This window comes from Escherichia sp. S10b, from assembly GCF_028421345.1.
GTDB lineage: Bacteria > Pseudomonadota > Gammaproteobacteria > Enterobacterales > Enterobacteriaceae > ECMA0423.
Genome location: NZ_JAHZSO010000080.1, coordinates 1 through 508 on the forward strand (window position 1 = coordinate 1; position 508 = coordinate 508).

1 protein-coding gene is annotated in these 508 nt (G+C 63.4%); it reads right to left on the minus strand.

All coding sequences use genetic code 11. The features are described 5' to 3' along the window. Positions 1-508 (minus strand): AAA family ATPase (locus FTE26_RS20195; protein WP_272457524.1); only part of this gene is annotated, 508 nt, incomplete at both ends.

Consider the following 508-nt stretch of genomic DNA (forward strand, 5'->3'; position numbering starts at 1 on the left):
GCCTTCTGCTGCGCTTCTGCCAGTTTCGCTTCCTGGCTGTGACTGAACTCCGTCACGGAGTGCTCCGGTGCCCATGCGCCCTCCAGACGTGGCACCTGAGACGGTTTCACACTCTCAAGCCCGGACAGTGCCCTTTCCACATCCCGGTTAATCAGGCTGTATACCGCCTCCCGCAGCTCCGGCGTCTGGCGCACAATCTCCTTCATGATGGCCACATCGGCAGCACTGCGCGTCTGCTGGAGACGGAAAGGCTGACCGGGCGCGATGGCCTGCAACTGGTCCGTGTCACCACTGGCCACGGCACGACCGCCACCGGCCGCAATCAGGGCGTATGCCCGTGCCATGTCGGTATTGCCCACCATAGAGCTCTCATCGAGCAGGAACAGCGTGTTGCTGAAATTCGGCGTTTCTCCGCTGCGCTGCAGCAGCTGCGTGTCATGCAGAAAGGACGCCAGCGTCTGTGCATCCACGCCGGCGCTGCGCATCTCACCGACCGCACGGTGCGTGG